Consider the following 17,761-nt stretch of genomic DNA (forward strand, 5'->3'; position numbering starts at 1 on the left):
GGGGCGAGGGAGCGCACCTGGCCGCGTGGTGAGAGAAGGGCCTAAACCCCTTCCTCGTTGAACTTGCTTTCAACGAGCTCCGTGATCGCCGCGAGCGCGGCTTCGGCGTCGGTCCCTGCCGCCGCCACCGTGATCGTCGTGCCGGGACCCGCGGCGAGCATCATCAGGCCCATGATCGAGGTGCCGCCGACGGTTTCGCCGCCGCGCGTCACCCACACCTGCGCATCGAAGCGCTCGACCGCCTGGACGAATTTCGCCGAGGCGCGCGCATGCAGGCCGCGCTTGTTGATGATCAGGAGATCCTTGGAGATCGCGCCCGCGGGCACGCCGGTCGCGGCTTGTGGCGCCTCCTCGCTCATTTGCCGGCGAGCACCCGGCTGGCGATGGTGACGTATTTGCGGCCAGCTTCCTGCGCCATCGCGATCGCGTCGGGCAGCGGTCGCTCCTCGCGCACCTTGGCAAGCTTGACCAGCATGGGCAGGTTGATGCCCGCGAGCACTTCGACCTTGGGCCGGCTCATGCAGGATATTGCCAGGTTCGACGGCGTGCCGCCGAACATGTCGGTGAGGATCGCAACGCCGTCGCCGGAATCGACGCGGTTGACCGCCTCGATGATGTCGCTTCGGCAGAGATCGGAATCATCTTCGGCGCCGATCGTGATCGCTTCGATTTGCTTTTGTGGGCCCATGACATGCTCAAGCGCTGCCTTGAATTCGTCGGCAAGGCGCCCGTGGGTCACAAGTACTAGACCAATCATCGGAAAACTCCTCGCGGGCGCTTTTGGTGCACCGCACGAACGCGCCACTTTGACCATCCAGAGCCCCCGCGCAAGAGGGGATGTTGCGTATCTCCCTGAATCTAGACGGATGGATGAGGGGAGCTGCGCCGGTCTATTCGGTCGCGATAGTGGGATTCATATGGTTACCATTTCCCTTCAAACAATCGCCTGATGGGTTAACGGAAGATGAACTCTTGGTAGTGGTCAAGGCCGCAACAACCAGGGGAAGGGGCGAATAGTCGCGGGCAACAGGGATTCGCGGTATTTCGACACCAAAAATGCTGGTTTTCAGGGCTTCAGCCGGCGGCAGGCGCTCCGCGTCGGCTGCAGCCAGATCGACCACGAGACCGACGGTCGCATGCTCCACGAAGTCGCAGCGGCGGATTCCGAGGCCCCGGATCTCGATCAAGCCCGCCAAGCGAGGCGCGGGGCGGACCTCAATTTCGTGGCCGAGTGTCGCCAGATGGACACGGTCGTCACCGACCAGAACGGCCCTTTCCACAACGCCTGAGCGCCCCGCCATGATTAGATCGAAGGCAAGCCGCGATTTGCCGGACCCCGAGGGCCCGCGGATCAGCACGGCGTAAGGCCCGACCTTGACGGCAGAGGCGTGAACGCTGGGCCCGCCTTCGTTCATAGCGCCGGCAGCCTGACCACGAAGCGCGCACCGGCAATTGTCGGAGTGCCGTCGGCGTCCGGCGGGCCAGGGCGGTTCTCCGCCCAGATCCGTCCGCCATGGGCGTCGACGATCTGCTTGGAGATCGACAGGCCGAGGCCGGAGTTCTGGCCAAAGCCCTGATGCGGGCGGTCGGTGTAGAAGCGCTCGAAGATGCGCTCGAGCGCGTCCTCGCGAATGCCGGGGCCGTCGTCGTCGACCACGATCTCGATCTCGGAGCGAACGCGGCGGCAGGTGAGGCGCACCTTGCTGCCGCGTTCGGAGAAGGATTGCGCGTTGGAGAGCAGGTTGGAGACGACCTGTCCGAGCCGGGAATCGTGGCCGCTCACGGCGAAGGTGTCGGTCGGGCTGCGGCCCTCGAAGCGCGTTTCGACCGCGACGTCGTGGCCGAGCTTGGTTTCGTTGGCGACGGACACCAGCGTCGTCAGCAGCCGGCGCAAATCGACCGGGATCGCATCCTGGCGCTGCAGCTCGGCATCGAGGCGGCTGGCGTCGGAGATGTCGGAGATCAGCCGGTCGAGCCGCTTGACGTCGTGCTCGATCACCTCGAGCAGGCGGGCGCGGCTGTTCTCGTTGCGCGCCAGCGGCAGCGTCTCGACCGCCGAGCGCAGCGAGGTCAGCGGGTTCTTCAATTCATGGGCAACGTCGGCAGCGAACATCTCGATCGCCTCGATGCGGCTGTAGAGCGCGCTGGTCATGTCGCGCAGCGCGCCGGAGAGGTGGCCGATCTCGTCGCGGCGGCGGGTGAAATCGGGAATCTCGATGCGGGCCTTGATGCGGCGGCGGACGCGTTCGGCGCTGTCGGCGAGCCGGCGCACCGGACCTGCGATCGTGCTCGCCAGCAGCAGTGACAGCATGATCATGACGGCGGCGGCGACGCCGCCGACCTTCAGGATGGCGAGGCGCTCGGCGGTGACCATCTGGTCGATGTCGTCGCCTTGCGTCGACAGCATCAAGGCGCCGTGGATCGCACGCGAGCGCAGCACGGGGACGGCGACCGAGACGATCACCTCGCCGCGTGCATTGACCCGCACCATCGAGCGTTTCTGGCCCTGGAGGGCGTCGCCCACTTCGGCATAGCCGTTGCCGTTCTCGGGCCCGAGCTCGCGATAGAGCGGCAGGTCGCCGCGGTTCAGCCAGGTGCGCACCGCGACCTTGCCACGCTCGATGATGCCGGGTTGCTCGGCCGGCGGAGGCAGCGGAAAGCGCAGAACGTTTTCGAGGTTGCGGCTGTCGAGCAGCAGGCTGCCGTTCGGATCGTAGATACGGGCGCGCGTCTTGGTCGGCGAGATCAAGGTGCGCAGCACCGGCGCGACGCGCTCCGGATTGATCGGGAAGTCCAGCGGCGAATACTCGTCCGAGCCGCCATAGGTCTCGCCCGGCTTGAGGTCGAGCAGCCGGTCGGGATCGATGGTGATGGCGTTGGTCTGCACCGTGGCAGAGGCCGCGATCGCCCCGGCGATGATCTCGGCCTGCACCAGCAGGCTCTGGGCGCGGGCGTCGATCAGGCCGGCACGGAATTGCGACAGGTACAGGATGCTCGCCACAAGCGCGACGAGGCCGGCGAGGTTGAGCGAGACGATGCGGCGGGTCAGGCTCGAGAAGGACAGCGCGAAGAAGAACTGCCCGGCGCGTTTCAACCAGTTCAGCGGCCGGAAGCCCTGCGGCTTGTTGTCGGCAACGTGCTCCTGAACGCCGTCGGATGCGATATCCCCGGCGCTCTGGTTAGGGTCAGGCTGCGTTCGGTCAAGCAATGCTTACGCCCGCGTTAGGACGGCCCGTGCGAAGGTCCCCGCATCCTAGAGCGATCCTCGTCCCGATGGAACGAGAACCGGAGATGCTCTCGATCGCCGTGGAGGAGGCGCCCTCAGGCTTCCTTGAAACGGTAGCCGACGCCGTAGAGCGTCTCGATCATCTCGAACTCGTTGTCGACCACCTTGAACTTCTTGCGCAGCCGCTTGATGTGGCTGTCGATGGTGCGGTCGTCGACATAGACCTGGTCGTCATAGGCGGCGTCCATCAGCGCGTTGCGGCTCTTCACCACGCCGGGCCGGGTCGCGAGCGCCTGCAGGATGAGGAATTCGGTCACGGTGAGCGTCACCGGCTCGTTCTTCCAGGTGCAGGTATGGCGCTCGGGGTCCATGCGCAGCAGACCGCGGTCGAGCGCCTTGGCGTCGTTCTCCTTCGGCGCGACGGTCGGATCCTTCGGCGCCGAGCGCCGCAGCACCGCCTTGACGCGCTCGACCAGCAAACGCTGCGAGAACGGTTTGCGGATAAAGTCGTCGGCGCCCATCTTGAGGCCGAACAGCTCGTCGATCTCCTCGTCCTTGGAGGTGAGGAAGATCACCGGCAGGTCGGACTTTTGCCTGAGACGGCGCAGCGTCTCCATGCCGTCCATGCGCGGCATCTTGATGTCGAGGATGGCGAGATCGGGCTGGGTGGTGCGGAAACCGTCGAGCGCGGAAGCGCCGTCGGTGTAGGTCATGATACGGTAGCCTTCGGCTTCCAGCGCGATCGAGACGGATGTGAGAATGTTGCGGTCGTCGTCGACCAAAGCGATTGTGGGCATGAGCCTCTCTGCTTTCTGCTTTCCGTTTGGGTCGTGGCTTGAAACGGCGAGCAATCAGTGATGCGCCGCATACATGGGTGCCGAAGTGGCGTTCGAACCTTGTCACCGAGCAATGCAAGCTGGGCTGAAGTGTGACCAAGTTCCACGAAACACGGCAGATTCGCCGCATCTCGACCCATAACCGGGCCCCCGTTTACCCGAAAAAAGACCCTCCTTGCAACCACCTGAGCCGAGAAAGCCAATGCAACCGACCCCCGATTTCGACCCCGCAAAGCTCGCCAAATCGCTGCTGAGGCGGTCCCGGCAAGGGGCTCTGGCGACGCTGATGGCCGGCAGCGGCGATCCCTATTGTTCCCTGGTCAATCTGGCCAGCCATCCCGACGGCTCGCCGATCCTGTTGATCTCGCGCCTCGCCGTGCACACCAAGAACGTCCTCGCGGACTCCAGGGTCTCGCTGATGCTGGACGAGCGCGCGGCCGGCGATCCCCTGGAAGGCGCCCGGATCATGCTGTCCGGCCGGGCCGAGCAGGCCGATTCCAACAAGGATCTGCTCCAGCGACGGTATCTGAGTGCTCATCCCTCGGCAGAAGGCTTTGTTTCTTTTAAGGATTTCTCCTTCTTCCGGATCCGGCCCACGGGAACACATCTGGTCGCCGGCTTTGGCCGGATCGTCGACCTCAAGCCGGAGCAATTCCTGACGGACCTCACCGGCGCCGAGGACCTGCTGGCGGCGGAGGAGGGCGCCGTCGAGCACATGAACGCCGACCATCGCGACGCCCTCAATCTTTATGCCACGAAGCTGCTCGGCGCCACCGAGGGCGACTGGCGCTGTACCGGCTGTGATCCTGAAGGCCTCGACATGCAGGTCGGCCAGGCAACGCTGCGGCTGGACTTCCCGGAGGCGGTGACGGATGGCACGGCGCTTCGCAAGATGCTGGTCCGTCTCGCTGGCGAAGCGCGCACGAAGGTGGACCAGGGCGCAACCGCTTGAACGCGGCTACCGATCGCCGCGACCCATGACCGTGATGGTTTTCGGGCTCGCAGCGAGAGGGGTCATGACGCGTCAACGTTTGGCATGGACGGCGGCTCTCGCGCTCGCCATCACCACCTTGCTCGCCACGCCAGCCCTTGCGCAGAAAGGTCTCGCCGCCGAGAGCGCGCGGCTCAACGCGCTCATCGGTGCCGGAAAATATTCGGAAGCGCTGCCGTTGGCGCAGGCGATGGTCGCCAGCCTGGAGAAGGACAACGGCCGCGATCTCTCGGGCGCGTTGAACAATCTCGGCCAGGTCCATGCCGGTCAGGGACGGGACGATCTGGCTGAGCCGCTCTACAAGCGCGCGATCGCACTCATGGAAAAATCGCTCGGCTCCGACAACGCCCTGGTTGCGGCCGAGCTGACCAATCTTGCCGCGCTCTATCAGCGGCAGGGTCGCTTCGCAGAGGCCGAGCCGCTGTTCAAGCGTGCACTTGCCGTGCGCGAGAAGGCGCTGCCGCGCGAGCATCCCGACATCGGTCAATCCCTCAACAATATCGCCACGCTCTACGCCAAGCAGCAGCGTCCGGCCGATGCCGAGCCACTGTTCCGCCGTGCGCTCGCGATCTATCAGAAGGCTGCCGGTCCCGAGCATCCCGCGGTCGCCACGGTCCTGAACAACATCGGACAGGTCGAGCGCGACCTCAATCGCGACGCCGGTGCCGAAGCGCCGATCAAGCGCTCGCTCGCGATCCGCGAAAAGGTGCTGGGGCCTGAACACCCCGACGTCGCACGGTCGCTCAATAATCTCGCCGGGCTCTACCAGCACCAGCAGCGTTTTGCCGATGCCGAGCCGCTGTATCGTCGCGCGCTGGCGATCCGCGAACGCGCGCTCGGGCCGGATCACCCTGATGTTGCGACTTCGACGAGCAATCTTGCCGAATTTCTGCAGGCGACGGGGCGGACGGCGGATGCCTTGCCGTTGGCGCAGAAGACGCTCGCGGCCAATCGTGCGCAGCTGCGCGTCGTGCTGCCGATCCTGTTCGCGGCACGGCAGCAATCGCTGCTGGCGAGCGAGAAGGCGCTCGACGATGCGCTCGCTGCGATCCAGCGCGGCACGCAATCCTCTGCCGCTTCTGCCGTGAACAAGCTCGCGGTGCGGCTCGCCGCCGGCAGCGACCGGCTCGCCGAGCTCGTGCGCAAGGATCAGGATCTCGCGGCCGAGTCCGAAGCGCTCGACAAGGCGATCATCGCTGCAGTGTCGAAGCCATCGGCGCAGCGCGACGTCGCGGCCGAGCAGCGCAGCCGCGTGCGGATCGCGGCGATCGCGGGCGCGCGCAATGGATTGCAGAAGACGCTCGCCGTCGAGTTTCCCGACTATTCCTCGCTATCCAACCCGCTGCCGCTGACCGTCAAGGACATCCAGCCGCTGCTGGCGTCCGACGAGGCGATGGTGGTCTATTCCGTCGTCGACAGGCGGAGCTATGTCGTCGCGATCACGCGCGAGAGCGTCGACTGGAAGGAGATTCCGCTCGGAGCGGACGCGGTCGCACAGAAGGTCACGGCCTTCCGCAGGGGGCTCGATGTCGGCAAGGCGCGCGATGCATCCGGCAAATCGGGATTGTTCGACCTCGGTCTTGCCAACGAGCTCTATGTCGCGCTGCTCGGCCCGGTTGAGGCGCTGACCAAGGACAAGCGCAACCTGCTGGTCGTGCCGTCGGCGGCATTGACCGCAATGCCGTTTCATCTGCTGGTCACGGAGAAGCCACAGGCTGCGATCCCGGACCGGCTCGAGGGCTATCGCAGTGCTGCCTGGCTGCTGCGGCGTCAGGCCGTTTCGGTCCTGCCGTCGGTGATCAGCCTGAAATCGCTGCGCGCTTTTGCCCGCAGGGATCAAAGCGTCAAGCCGATGACCGGTTTCGGCGATCCCGTGTTCAACCCTGCAGCCGAAGGGCCTGCCGACCGGCGTGCCGCGAACGGCAAGGTCGCCGCACGCAGCATCGCGACGATCGCCTATGCCGACTTCTGGCGCGGCGCGGGCGTGGATCGTGCGCGGCTGGCCCAGGCGCTGCCGCAGCTGCCCGATACCGCCGACGAATTGAACGCGGTGGCGAGGGACGTCGGCGCTGCCGAGGCTGACATCCATCTCGGCCGCGACGCCAGCGAAACGACGCTCAAGCGTGCAGCGCTTGCCCAATACGGCATCATCTACTTTGCCACCCACGGCCTTGTCGCCGGCGACGTCAAGGGATTGGGGGAGCCCTCGCTGGCGCTCTCCATCCCCGACCAGCCGACGGAGCTCGACGATGGTCTTCTCACCGCGAGCGAAGTGGCCCAGCTCAAGCTCAATGCCGATTGGGTTGTGCTGTCTGCCTGCAACACCATCGCGGGCGACAAGCCCGGTGCCGAGGCGTTGTCGGGATTGGCGCGCTCGTTCTTCTACGCAGGTGCTCGCGCGCTCCTGGTGTCGCATTGGGCCGTGGATTCGGAGGCTGCGACCCGCTTGACCACGTCGACGTTCGAGCTGCTGAAGAACGAGCCAAAGCTCGGCCGCGCCGAAGCCTTGCGCCGCGCGATGTTAACCTATCTCGACGACGCCTCGTCGCCGCGCAACGCTTATCCCGCGATGTGGGGACCGTTCGCGTTGATCGGAGAGGGCGAGGTAAGATAGGGGTGTTGACGCAGTGATTGTGCGTCGCAATAACCGGACATAACGCGCAGATGTGCATTTGGTTGCGCGATCATCCGCACTTTCTCGATGCGGCCTTTCAGAGCTGACATGCGCGGCGTTTGGCGCGGTCCTTGAATAAACCAAATCCTGCGGGATCAGCTTGGCAACGCCGGCGTTCATCATTATTAGGTCGTTCAGCCGAGGCCGAACGGCCCATATTCACGGTGATCGCGACGGCGCCAAACTTGGCCGCGCTTGATGTCGCGGGTTCTAGGAGGGATTTTTCGTGCAAGAGACGGGCGTGCGCAACGGTGCCTTCGGCGCCGACAAATTCGGCTTAAAGAATCTCAAGCAGGTTCACTGGAATCTGGGTGCGCCACAACTCTATCAATACTCGCTGGCAGCGGGTGAGGCGGTGCTCTCCGCCGACGGCGCGCTCTGCGCCGACACCGGCGAGTTCACCGGGCGCAGCCCGAAGGACAAGTTCACGGTGCGCGACGCCACCACCGACAAGAAGATGTGGTGGGCCGGCAACCAGTCGATCACCGCAGAGCAATTCGAGACGCTCTACCAGGACTTCCTCAAGCACGCCGAAGGCAAGCGCCTGTTCGCGCAGGACCTCTATGGCGGCGCCGACCCGGCCTACCGGATCAAGACGCGCGTCTTCACCGAGCTTGCCTGGCACTCGCTGTTCATCCGCACGCTGCTGATCCGCCCCGAGGCGATCGAGCTGCCGACCTTCGTGCCGGAGCTCACCATCATCGACATGCCGAGCTTCCGCGCCGATCCTAAACGCCATGGCTGCCGCTCGGAGAACGTGGTCGCGATCGATTTCGCCCGCAAGATCGTCCTGATCGGCGGGTCTTATTATGCCGGCGAGATGAAGAAGTCGGTCTTCACGACGCTGAATTATTATCTGCCCGAGCGCGGTGTGATGCCGATGCACTGCTCGGCGAATGTCGGCGCCAAGGGCGACACCGCGATCTTCTTCGGCCTGTCGGGCACCGGCAAGACGACGCTGTCGGCCGATCCCAACCGCACGCTGATCGGCGACGACGAGCACGGCTGGGGCCCGAACGGCGTCTTCAATTTCGAAGGCGGCTGCTACGCCAAGTGCATCAAGCTGTCGAAGGAAGCCGAACCGGAGATCTATGCCGCCTCGACCCGCTTCGGCGCGGTGCTCGAGAACTGCGTGCTCGATGAGGACACCCGCGTCGTCGATTTCGACGACGGCTCCAAGACCGAGAACACGCGTTCGGCCTATCCGCTCGACTTCATCCCGAACGCCTCGCGCACCGGCCGCGCGCCGCAGCCGAAGAACGTGGTGATGCTGGCCGCCGACGCCTTCGGCGTGCTGCCGCCGATCGCCAAGCTCTCGCCGGCGCAGGCGATGTATCACTTCCTGTCCGGCTACACCGCCAAGGTCGCCGGCACCGAGCGCGGTCTCGGCAACGAGCCGCAGCCGGAATTCTCGACCTGCTTCGGCTCGCCCTTCCTGCCGCTCGATCCATCCGTCTACGGCAACATGCTGCGCGACCTCATCGCCCAGCACAATGTCGATTGCTGGCTGGTCAACACGGGCTGGACCGGCGGCAAGTATGGTGTCGGCTCGCGCATGCCGATCAAGGTGACGCGCGCGCTGCTCACCGCCGCGCTCGACGGCTCGCTTCGCAACGTCGAATTCCGCACCGACAAGTATTTCGGCTTTGCGGTCCCGACCGCGCTGCCGGGCGTGCCGGCCGAGATCCTCAACCCGGTCAACACCTGGAAGGACAAGGACGAGTTCGACAAGACCGCCCGCGCGCTGGTCGGCATGTTCCAGAAGAATTTTGCCAAGTTCGAAGCACAGGTGGACGCCGAGGTGCGCGCGGCAGCGCCGGACGTGAAGCTCGCGGCGGAGTAAACGCTCTATCTTGACGCAAAAGGGCGGCCGAGAGGCCGCCCTTTTTTTGTTGGCGCCATATCTCTGCACCGTCATTGCGAGCGCAGCGAAGCAATCCAGGAATTCCCTCCGCGGAGACAGTCTGGATTGCTTCGCTGCGCTCGCAATGACGAGTTTGTGGAAGCAGCTACGCCTTGAAATACGCGATCTGCGTCGTGGTCGCGAGCAGCCGGCCGTTCGGCGACCACAGCTCGGCGTTCTGGTCGGCGTAGCTCTTGTGCATGATCTTGGAATCCGCCGTCGCGAGCACGCGCGTGATGTCTTCAGCCGCAAGCTCCTCGGCGTCGGTGTGGAAGTAGGTCGTCAGCGACACCGTGCCGAACGGCACCAGCTCCCGCCGGGCGTGGAAGATGCGGCCGAAGAAGGCGTCCGACATCGACATCAGCGACAGCATGTCGAGCTTGCGCGGCGTGCGGTCGCTGATCCAGATCTTCGAGTAGGTGCTGGCGGGCTCGGCTTGCGGCGGGCCGATCCGCATCTCGCCCTCGACGAAGCGGAATTCGTACTGGTTGGCCCAGGATGCCGAGATTTTTGGGAACGGCAGCGTCTCCTCGAACGGCTTGGCATCCGGATATTGCGCCACCCTGTGCTCCCAGGACGGACGGCGTTCGGCTAGCACGGCGGTGGCGAGCGTTGCGACCTCGCCGCCGCCCTGACTGAGCTCGACGCTCCAGTGCTGGCTGGAGCGGTTGGCCTTGACGAGGCGCACGTCGAGATCGAACGGACCCTTGGCGATCGGCGCGCAATAATTGACGGTGAGGGCGAGCGGATCGCCGGCGGCTTGCGGATGCTCGATCAGCGCCCGCAAAATGGTCGCGGCGGTGGCGCCGCCGAACGGGCCGACAAAGGCCCAGTAATCGTCGCTGGTGTGTCCCTGCCAGCTCGAGTCACCGGCGGTGACGCGCGTGGCCTCGTCGAAGGGATGCGGGAGCTTGGCGTGCATGGGTTAGACCTCTACTGAGCTTCCGTCCCAACGACGAAACTCCATCGTCTCGTCATCGGGGCCATATTGCCGCGAACTCAAGGCATCATCCGCTGGATCGTCTGTAACCCAGACGTCTGTGATCGAGCCTCCTATGCGCTTTACAGCGATGATGCTCTTGCCGCTCGTCAGGTGGGCGACGAAGCCGTCGATGGCAGTTTCCTCGTCCTTCCCGGAGAGGCTGGCGAGGATGCTGCCGTGCGTGTGCCAGGGGAAGCCGTCAAAACCCAACGTCCAGTCCCCATCGGGACAGATGACGAGGAATCGAAGCTGCCCATCCGGGGTGACATACTCGCCGACAGGCACGATCAACTTCGGCCAGAAAAATCTCAAGCCGTGATATGATGGCTATCCTGCTAAAGCAATAACCTCGCAGGTAAGGCCGCTTCCACGCCGCGGAAAATCAGCCCGCGGCGTCGCGCAGGTTCGGCAGCAGCGGCGTGGTCGGATTGACCGGCACGTTCCAGATCTCCTCGGCATATTCGCGGATGGTGCGGTCCGAGGAGAACCAGGCCATGCGCGCGACATTGAGGATCGAGGCGCGGGTCCAGGCCGGCGCCACCTGCCAGCGCGCATCGACCGCGCGCTGCGCCTCGTAGTAGGAATCGAAATCGGCGCTCACCATGTAATGGTCGAGGTAACGCAGCGCGTGCGCGATGGATTCGAAACGGCCGGGGTCGCCGGGCGAGAACTCGCCGGCGCCGATCGCGTTGATGGCACGCTGCAGCTTCGGCGACCGGCGGATCACGTCGGAAGCATCCAGCCCCTGCTTGCGCCGGATCATCACGTCGCCGGCTTCCATGCCGAAGATCGCGATATTCTCCGCGCCGACATGGTCGCGGATCTCGATATTGGCGCCGTCGAGCGTGCCGATGGTGATGGCCCCGTTCAGCGCCAGCTTCATGTTGCCGGTGCCGGAGGCTTCCATGCCCGCGGTGGAGATCTGCTCGGACAGATCGGCGGCGGGAATGATCACCTCGGCGAGGCTGACATTGTAGTCGGGCAGGAACACGACCTTGAGCTTGCCGCCGATCGCGGGATCGTTGTTGACGATTTCGGCGACGTCGTTGATCAGCTTGATGATCAGCTTGGCGTAGCGATAGCTCGCCGCCGCCTTGCCGGCGAAGATCTTCACCCGCGGCACCCAATTGCCGTTGGGCTCGTCCTTGATGGCCTGGTACAGCGCGACCGTTTCGATGACGTTGAGCAGCTGGCGCTTGTATTCGTGGATGCGCTTGATCTGCACGTCGAACAATGCGCCCGGGTCGACCCTGATGCCGAGCCGTTCGCCGATCAGGCGGGCGAGCTGGGCCTTGTTGTGGTGCTTGACGCTGCGGAACTTCTTCTGGAACTCGACGTCGCTGGCGCGCGCCTCGATCAGCGAGAGTTGGGTCGGATCGTCGAGCACGGCATCGCCGCAGCTCTCGCGCAACAAATCGGTCAGCTTCGGGTTCGCCAGCATCAGCCAGCGTCGGAAGGTGATGCCGTTGGTCTTGTTGGTGATCCGTCCGGGATAGAGATGGTTGAGGTCGTGGAACACGGTCTCGCGCATCAGGTCCGAATGCATCGCCGAGACCCCGTTGATGCGGTGCGAGCCGACGAAGGCGAGTTGGCCCATGCGCACGCGGCGGCCGCTCTTCTCGTCGATCAGCGAGACCGAGGCGCGGAAGTCGATGTCACCGGGGCAACGCGCTTCGGCGAGCGCCAGATGCTGCACGTTGATGCGGTAGATGATCTCCAGATGCCGCGGCAGCAGCCGCTCGAACAGCTCGACCGGCCAGGTCTCCAGCGCCTCCGGCAGCAGCGTGTGGTTGGTGTAGGAGAGGGTGGCGACCGTGATCTTCCAGGCCTCGTCCCAGCGGAAATTGTGGAGGTCGACGAGGATGCGCATCAGCTCGGTGACGGCAAGGCTCGGATGGGTGTCGTTGAGCTGCACCGCGACCTTGCCGGCGAGGTTGCGCAGCTGGCCGTCGGAGGCGAGATGCCGCTTCACCAGGTCCTGGAGCGAGGCGGAGACGAAGAAATATTCCTGGCGCAGCCGCAGCTCGCGGCCCGCCGGGCTCTCGTCGTTCGGATAGAGGAACTTGCAGATCGCCTCCGCGCGCGCCTGCTCGGCGCTGGCGCTGACGTAATCGCCTTTGTTGAAGGCATCTAACTTGAGCGGATCGGGCGAGCGCGCCGACCACAGCCGCAGCGCGTTGACGTGGTGGCCGCGCCAGCCGACGATTGGCGTGTCATAGGCGATTGCCTGCACGGTTTCAGCAGGATGCCAGATCGAGCGGTCGCGGCCCTTGTCGTCGACATGCTCGACGCCGCCGCCGAAATTGACGTCGTAGATCACCTCGGGTCGCTGCAATTCCCAGGGATTGCCGAAGCTCAGCCATTCGTCGGGATATTCCTGCTGCCAGCCCTGATTGATGATCTGGCGGAACAGGCCGTAATCGTAGCGGATGCCGTAGCCAATCGCGGGGATCGACAGCGTGGCCATGCTCTCCATGAAGCAGGCGGCGAGCCGGCCGAGGCCGCCATTGCCGAGCGCCGCATCCGGCTCGCATTTGCGCAGCTCCGGCAGCGAGACGCCGAGATCGCCGAGCGCGACCTCGAAGATCTTGAGCAGGCCCATGTTGTTGAGCGCGTCGGTGAAGAGCCGGCCGATCAGGAATTCGAGCGAGAGATAGTAAACCCGCTTGCGGCCGGCGTCGTAGCTGTGCTTCTCGGCCGTGAGCCAGCGATGCACGATGCGGTCGCGCAGCGCGAGCGCTGCGGCCTGGTACCAATCGTGCCTGGTCGCCATGCCAGCGTCCTTGCCGATGGCAAGGCGCAGCTTCGCCAGGATTGCGCCCTTGATCTCGGCCAGCGCGAGTTCGTCGATGGGCTGCCCGGGGGCCGGATAACTGGGCTGGAACGATGAATCCTGCAAAGCCGTTACTTCCTAGGTCGAAACAACTCTCAACTCTACGCGTCCTGCCCTTGCACCGGAACTGTCGCCCGCGTGGCCGTGCACTGCGCTGGCGCAAATTTATGCAAGGAATGGGCCGAATTGGGAACCCGGAGGAGCACGGAGAAACCCAGATTCGGTGCTAGATTACGAAAGATTCAGCCATCAGTGTGGAGAAGCGGACCGTGAGACTGCTGATCGAAATCGCCACTGCGGCCCTGCTCGTCGTCTGCATCAGCGCCACCAGTGCGGCGTTTGCCGCCGGCACGACCGGTCGCAGCGCCGACGGCCTCAGCTGCGGCTTCACGGTGCCGCAGAAGGCGTCGCCCGCAGCCCGCTGCGCTGCGATCAAGCGCCAATGCGGCGGCAAGTTCTACGCAAGCGCGTGCGGCGACAAGCTGATATCCGCAGCGAATTGAGAGCCGTAGGAGCTTTGGTGAGCTCAAGCCGCCTTGCTCTGCACCGTATCGCAAAACTCCGCGAGACGGTCCGCAAGCCGCAGCGTCGCCGGGCTCGCATCCGGCGAAGCCATCAGTGCAACCTCGGTCTTGTTGATCGGCGCAAAGCCGTCCTTCGCCGTCAGCACGCGGTGGTCGGTCTGGATCGCCATCTCCGACAGGATGCTGAGGCCCATGCCGGCGGCGACCGCGGCCTGAATGCCGGCGAGGCTCGATGAGGTGTAGGCGGTGTGCCAAGCGCGGCCGGCCGTTTCCAGCGCGTGGATGGCGCCGGCGCGGTAGATGCAGCCGAGCGGAAAGCCGATCAGCGGCACCGACGGCACGTTGACGTCGACCGGGTGGCTCTTGCTGGTGACCCAGTGCACCCGCTCCGGCCACACCGCGATCGCGTCCTTCGCGCCAGCCTCGCGCTTGTAGAGCGCAAGGTCGAGCTCGCCGCGTTGGAGATCGCGGGCGAGATGCTTGCTCTGGTCGGCGCGCACGTCCAGCCGCAATCCCGGATGCGAGCGCGAGAACGCGCCCAGCAGTTTTGCCAGCCGGTACGCGGCAAAGTCCTCGGGGATGCCGAGCCGGATCGCGCCATCGCTATCAGGCTGGCGCAGCACGTCGCGCGCCTCCTCGGCCAGCGAGAGCAATCGCCGCGCATAGGACAGCAGCCGCTCGCCGGCCTCGGTCGGGCGCACGTCCTTGCCGTCGCGGTGCAGCAGCACCTGACCGACATCCTCCTCCAGCCGCTTGATCTGCTGACTCACGGTCGATTGCGTGCGGTGGACGCGCTCGCCGGCGCGGGTGAAGCCGCCGGCCTCGACCACCGAGACGAAGCTGCGCAGCAGCTCAAGATCGAGCACGGCCGCCTCCATTAAGAAATCCACTGGACGCGAGTTAATCATTTAATTTCCAAATGACAAGCGGCCTCCCTAGATCGAGGGCAGAAAAGAACATCCGAGAATGCCCCTCATGTCGCTCGCGACCTCGCTTCCCGCCCCCCGCAGCCGCTTCAACACATTGCCGCTCGCGATCGGCCTGTTCTGCCTGCTCTGGAGCTACGCCTTCATCGCCGGCAAGATCGGCGTCACCCATTGCCCGCCGCTGATCCTGCTCGCGGCGCGCTTCTCGCTCGCGGGCATCTTGATCCTGGGTGCCACGTTGATCCGCGGCGAAGCCTGGTCCTTGTCGTGGCGCGATGTCGCGATCTTCGCCGTGCTCGGCATCGCCAACAACGCGCTTTATCTCGGCCTCGGCTACACCGGCCTGCAATCGGTCTCCGCCGGCCTCGGCGGCCTGATCGTGTCAGCCAATCCGGTGTTCACCGCGGGCCTTGCCGCGCTGCTGCTCGGCGAAGGCATGACCTGGCGCAAGGCGAGCGGCCTCTTGCTCGGCATCATCGGCGTGACCGCAATCGTCTGGCACCGCCTGTCGGTCGGCACCGATTCGCTGCACGGCATCGTTTTCACGCTGGCCTCGCTCGCTTCGATCGTGGCCGGCACCATCCTGTTCAAGCTGCTGGCGCCGAAGGGATCCCTGTGGATCGGCAATGGCGTGCAGAACCTCGCGGCCGGCATCGTGCTGACACCGGTCGCGCTCACCTTCGCCGATGTCGACGCGATCGACTATACGCCGAGCCTGATCGGCGCCTTCGCCTTTCTCGTGCTCGGCGGCTCGATCATCGCTTCTTGGCTCTGGTTTCGTCTCTTGAAGACGTGTGGCGCCACCGCCGCCAGCGCCTATCATTTCCTGATGCCGCCGCTCGGCATGCTGTTCGCGTTCCTCGTGCTCGGTGAGCACATCGAGGCGCGCGACCTGCTCGGCATCATTCCGGTCGCGCTCGGCATCTATCTGGTGACGCGGCCGGCGAAGGCGGTGGTGTAGGTGTAGGCCCCGCTGTTCACTATCGTCATTGCGAGGAGCTCTTGCGACGAAGCAATCCAGACTGCCGCAGCGGAGGCAGTCTGGATTGCTTCGCTGCGCTCGCAATGACGGGGGGCTAGTCCTTCCTGAACACGATCGAGGCCATCCACCCCGTCATCAGCGCCATCGCCACGGTGGCGAGGCCGTAGATCAGGCCGTTCTGGCGGGCGGTGGTGGCGACGAACTGCTCGAAGCCGACCTTGACGATCTCGAACGCGGTCTCGGTCTTGCCGATGAACGCGCCGTTGGCGAACAGCTTGATCTCGATCTCATAGGTGCCGATCGGCACCTCCGCGGGCAGCGGAATGCCGGTGCGGAACAGCGTCGGCGTCAGGAACGTGACCGCGCTTCCGTCTTCGCGGTAGAGCCCGCGCTGGGTGCGCAGGCGAATGAAGGCCGAGCGGAACGCATCGTTGGGCACCACGTCGGCAAAGTCGCCGCTGACCCGCTGCGTCAGCAGCACGTTGTTGAGCCCGATCTGCTGCCGCCGCGCGATCTCGGGCGAGGTGATGGCGTCGAGCGGGCGGTTGGCGAACAGCGCGAGATAGCTCGGCACCTGCAGGAACTGGCGGTAGTCGGTGTTGATCCAGATGCCGAAGGTGCGCTCCTTCCGCCGCGTCACCATGTCGGCGCGCGGGCCCATCACGGTGACGACGAGATCGTAGGCGGTACGGTCGGCGGGCGTCGTCGTATCCTTCTCGACCGATCCGAACAGCACCAGCTCCTCGCCGGAATAGTTCGGCGTCACCGTGACCCGGTGATTCGAGACCGACACAATCAGCCGCTCGGCCCGCGCAGCGCCGCCGAGCAGCAGGACGAGGACGATGGCGAGAAGCATGCGCCTCATCGGCTCACTCCGAGCTCACGGATGGTGAAGAGATCGGAGGGCTGGATCACCAGCTCGATCGCGAAGCGGATTCCGACCGAGAGGATGAGCAAGCCCAGCAGCAGCCGCAGCTGCTCGCCGCGGATCTTCTGGCCGGCACGGGCGCCGAACTGCGCGCCGGTGACGCCGCCGACCATCAGGATCAGCGCCAGCACGGCATCGACGAGGTGATTGGTCGCCGCGTGCAGCATGGTCGCGAACAGCATGGTGACGACGGTGAGAACCATCGAGGTCCCGATCACCGTCGAGGTCGGCACCCTCAAGAGATAGATCATGATCGGCACCAGGATGAAGCCGCCGCCTATACCCATGATGGCGCCGATGAAACCGATCACGATGCCGACGATCACCACGGGGATGACCGAGAGATAGATCTTCGAGCGCTTGAACCGCATCTTCAGCGGCAGGCCGTGGATCCAGTTGTGGGTGCGGCGCGGCGGCAGCGCCCCGCGCCGGGTCCGCATCAAGGCGCGCAATCCTTCCGAGAACATCAGGCTGCCGACCGTGGTGAGCAGCACGACGTAGGAGAGCGCGATCATCAGGTCGAGCTGGCCGAGCGCCCGCAGCTGGGTGAAGGTCCAGACGCCGAGCGTCGTGCCGGTCACGCCGCCGCATAACAACACGCTCGCCAGCGCCGGATCGATCGCGCGCCGCCGCCAATAGGAGAGGGCGCCGGAAAAGGAGGAGGCCGCGATGTGGCTCGCCACGGAGGCCACCGCGACCGCCGGCGTGATGCCGATGAAGATCAAAAGCGGCGTCATCAAGAAGCCGCCGCCGATGCCGAACATGCCGGAGACGAAGCCGACCGCCGCGCCCATGGCGAGCACCAGGAAGACGTTGACCGGAAGATCGGCGATCGGGAGGTAAAGCTGCATTGAACCTGCGCACCGGCGAGACGGATCGACGAACGCGGAATGCTCGCGGAGAGGACGGAACGATTGCCGCGTCCTTCAATAGCGGAATTCGCGGGCGGACGGGAC

Annotated in this window: 16 protein-coding genes; 5 read left to right on the forward strand and 11 right to left on the reverse strand. The window is 65.1% G+C overall.

All coding sequences use genetic code 11. The features are described 5' to 3' along the window. Positions 1–41 precede the first annotated feature (41 nt). The 5 genes from I6F33_RS35535 to I6F33_RS35555 form a co-directional block, all read right to left on the reverse strand. A complete protein-coding gene (locus I6F33_RS35535; RefSeq protein WP_036014186.1) occupies positions 42–359 on the reverse strand; it encodes an HPr family phosphocarrier protein in 318 nt (105 codons plus the stop codon). Further along, the gene (locus I6F33_RS35540) at positions 356–757 is read right to left on the reverse strand and encodes a PTS sugar transporter subunit IIA (RefSeq protein WP_007597752.1); all 402 of its coding nucleotides are present in this window, start codon (positions 755–757) and stop codon (positions 356–358) included. Before I6F33_RS35540 ends, I6F33_RS35535 begins: the two co-directional genes overlap by 4 nt. 133 nt (positions 758–890) lie before the next feature. Next, the gene (locus I6F33_RS35545; RefSeq protein ID WP_036026439.1) at positions 891–1,415 is read right to left on the reverse strand and encodes an HPr kinase/phosphorylase; all 525 of its coding nucleotides are present in this window, start codon (positions 1,413–1,415) and stop codon (positions 891–893) included. Then, complete coding sequence (locus I6F33_RS35550; RefSeq protein ID WP_225130995.1) at positions 1,412–3,208, reverse strand: sensor histidine kinase; 1,797 nt, start codon at positions 3,206–3,208, stop codon at positions 1,412–1,414. The genes I6F33_RS35545 and I6F33_RS35550 overlap by 4 nt, the downstream gene beginning before the upstream one ends. 113 nt (positions 3,209–3,321) lie before the next feature. Then, positions 3,322–4,023, reverse strand: a complete 702-nt coding sequence (locus I6F33_RS35555) for a response regulator transcription factor (RefSeq protein ID WP_008542552.1) — start codon at positions 4,021–4,023, stop codon at positions 3,322–3,324. A 241-nt stretch (positions 4,024–4,264) separates the two neighbouring features. On the opposite strand from I6F33_RS35555, the gene I6F33_RS35560 reads away from it, so the two are divergent. From I6F33_RS35560 to I6F33_RS35570, 3 genes are all read left to right on the forward strand, one after another. Next, positions 4,265–5,014 (forward strand): HugZ family protein, encoded by a 750-nt coding sequence (locus I6F33_RS35560; RefSeq protein WP_225145598.1) that lies wholly within the window; start codon positions 4,265–4,267, stop codon positions 5,012–5,014. Positions 5,015–5,078: 64 nt separating this feature from the next. Then, the gene (locus I6F33_RS35565; protein WP_225145599.1) at positions 5,079–7,667 is read left to right on the forward strand and encodes a CHAT domain-containing tetratricopeptide repeat protein; all 2,589 of its coding nucleotides are present in this window, start codon (positions 5,079–5,081) and stop codon (positions 7,665–7,667) included. A 286-nt stretch (positions 7,668–7,953) separates the two neighbouring features. Further along, positions 7,954–9,570, forward strand: coding sequence for a phosphoenolpyruvate carboxykinase (locus tag I6F33_RS35570; protein ID WP_225114585.1), 1,617 nt, complete (start codon positions 7,954–7,956; stop codon positions 9,568–9,570). A gap of 166 nt (positions 9,571–9,736) precedes the next feature. Here I6F33_RS35570 and I6F33_RS35575 read toward each other — a convergent pair whose 3' ends face one another. The 3 genes from I6F33_RS35575 to I6F33_RS35585 form a co-directional block, all read right to left on the reverse strand. Then, on the reverse strand, positions 9,737–10,552 hold the full coding sequence (locus I6F33_RS35575; RefSeq protein ID WP_225127029.1) for an acyl-CoA thioesterase II: 816 nt from the start codon (positions 10,550–10,552) through the stop codon (positions 9,737–9,739). Positions 10,553–10,555: 3 nt separating this feature from the next. Then, positions 10,556–10,897 carry a hypothetical protein gene (locus I6F33_RS35580; RefSeq protein WP_225145600.1) on the reverse strand — a complete coding sequence of 114 codons (342 nt, stop codon included), beginning with the start codon at positions 10,895–10,897 and terminating at the stop codon, positions 10,556–10,558. Between the two features lie 97 nt (positions 10,898–10,994). After that, positions 10,995–13,511, reverse strand: coding sequence for a glycogen/starch/alpha-glucan phosphorylase (locus tag I6F33_RS35585; protein WP_109145472.1), 2,517 nt, complete (start codon positions 13,509–13,511; stop codon positions 10,995–10,997). Positions 13,512–13,714: 203 nt separating this feature from the next. On the opposite strand from I6F33_RS35585, the gene I6F33_RS35590 reads away from it, so the two are divergent. After that, a complete protein-coding gene (locus I6F33_RS35590) occupies positions 13,715–13,948 on the forward strand; it encodes a hypothetical protein (protein ID WP_036014169.1) in 234 nt (77 codons plus the stop codon). A gap of 23 nt (positions 13,949–13,971) precedes the next feature. On the opposite strand, the gene I6F33_RS35595 is transcribed toward I6F33_RS35590, so the two are convergent. Beyond that, positions 13,972–14,835, reverse strand: coding sequence for a LysR substrate-binding domain-containing protein (locus tag I6F33_RS35595; RefSeq protein ID WP_225127163.1), 864 nt, complete (start codon positions 14,833–14,835; stop codon positions 13,972–13,974). A 109-nt stretch (positions 14,836–14,944) separates the two neighbouring features. Here I6F33_RS35595 and I6F33_RS35600 point away from each other — a divergent pair, with 109 nt between their 5' ends. Further along, a complete protein-coding gene (locus I6F33_RS35600) occupies positions 14,945–15,856 on the forward strand; it encodes a DMT family transporter (RefSeq protein ID WP_225145601.1) in 912 nt (303 codons plus the stop codon). Between the two features lie 115 nt (positions 15,857–15,971). Here the strand turns inward: I6F33_RS35600 and I6F33_RS35605 are convergent, their stop codons facing one another. Beyond that, positions 15,972–16,742, reverse strand: coding sequence for a TIGR02186 family protein (locus tag I6F33_RS35605; protein WP_036014162.1), 771 nt, complete (start codon positions 16,740–16,742; stop codon positions 15,972–15,974). Then, entirely contained in the window at positions 16,739–17,656 is a 918-nt protein-coding gene (locus tag I6F33_RS35610; protein WP_074448058.1) for a sulfite exporter TauE/SafE family protein, read from the reverse strand. Before I6F33_RS35610 ends, I6F33_RS35605 begins: the two co-directional genes overlap by 4 nt. Positions 17,657–17,761 lie beyond the last annotated feature (105 nt).

The sequence above is a fragment of the Bradyrhizobium sp. BRP20 genome (assembly GCF_020194215.1).
In the GTDB taxonomy this organism is placed as follows: Bacteria; Pseudomonadota; Alphaproteobacteria; order Rhizobiales; family Xanthobacteraceae; genus Bradyrhizobium; species Bradyrhizobium yuanmingense.